Raw genomic sequence first — 1,465 nt, forward strand, 5'->3', positions numbered from 1 at the left:
CGCCGGATGTGTTCGTGGAGTTCTCGCGTCAGCGGGGTCTGGCGCCGGACGGCCGGTGCAAGTCGTTCGGTGCGGGTGCGGACGGGACGGGTTGGTCCGAGGGTGTCGGCATGCTGCTCGTGGAGCGGTTGTCGTCTGCGCGGGCGGCCGGTCGCCAGGTCCTGGCGGTGGTGCGGGGCACGGCGGTCAATCAGGACGGTGCGTCGAACGGTCTGACGGCGCCGAACGGTCCGTCGCAGCAGCGGGTGATCCGGGCCGCGTTGGCGCAGGCGGGCCTGTCGGCGTCCGACGTGGACGCCGTCGAGGCGCACGGCACCGGCACGACGCTCGGCGACCCCATCGAGGCCCAGGCCCTCCTGGCCACCTACGGTCAGGACCGTGACGGTGGTGACCCGCTCTGGCTCGGGTCGGTAAAGTCCAACATCGGGCACACGCAGGCGGCGGCCGGTGTCGCCGGCATCATCAAGATGCTGCTGGCCATGCGGCACGAGACCCTGCCCGCGACGCTGAACGCCGACGAGCGTTCCCCGCACGTGGATTGGGCTTCCGGCGCGGTGTCGCTGTTGACGGAGTCGCGTCCGTGGAGCGCCGGGGATCGGCCTCGTCGGGCGGGTGTGTCGGCGTTCGGTGTCAGTGGCACCAACGCGCACGTGATCGTGGAGGAGCCCCCGGCTGTCGAGCCCACTGCCCCGGTGTCGGTCGAACTACCGCTTGCTCCGGTGCTGTTGTCCGGTACGGACGAGGCGTCCCTGCGTGCTCAGGCTCAACAGCTGATCGACAGCGCCGGGGTGGACATCGCTCGCCCGGTGGAACTCGGCGCCGCCTCGATCCGCCGTGCGGCACTGCCGCACCGGGCCGTGGTGCTCGCCGGTGACCGGGAGACCCTCGTCGAGGGCATGCGCCGAGTCGCCACAGGTGCTGCGGCACTCCGGGGCACGACGGGTGCCGGGCGGGTGGCGTTCCTGTTCACGGGTCAGGGCGCGCAGCGAGCGTCGATGGGCCGGGGGTTGTACGAGGCGTTCCCGGTGTTCGCGGATGCCTTCGACCAGGTGGCGTTGCACCTGGATGCCCATCTGGACCGGCCGTTGGCGGAGGTGCTGGCGGACGAGGAACTGATCCACCGCACCGGGTACGCGCAGCCGGCCCTGTTCGCCGTCGAGGTGGCGTTGCATGCGCTGCTCACCCGCTGGGGTGTGCGGCCGGACGTCCTGGTCGGGCACTCGATCGGTGAGGTTGCTGCCGCGCATGTGGCCGGGGTGCTGTCGCTCGCGGACGCGGCCACGCTGGTCGCCGCGCGCGGCAGGTTGATGCAGGCCCTTCCGTCGGGTGGGGCGATGCTCGCGGTGGGTGCTTCCGAGGCGGAGGTGCTGGAGGCGTTCCCGGACGTGGACGTCGCCGTGGTGAACGGCCCTGGGGCCGTGGTGGTCGCGGGCCTGGAAGCCGAGATCGACGCCGTTGCCGAGGC

At 72.1% G+C, this 1,465-nt stretch carries 1 protein-coding gene; it reads left to right on the top strand.

All coding sequences use genetic code 11. The annotated features are described in order from the left end of the window. Positions 1–1,465, top strand: a 1,465-nt coding sequence (locus tag PUR56_RS06920) for an acyltransferase domain-containing protein (protein ID WP_443034450.1), incomplete at both ends; no start/stop codon positions are given.

Origin of the sequence: Streptomyces sp. BE303, assembly GCF_036290945.1 — a bacterium.
Classification (GTDB): Bacteria; Actinomycetota; Actinomycetes; order Streptomycetales; family Streptomycetaceae; genus Kitasatospora.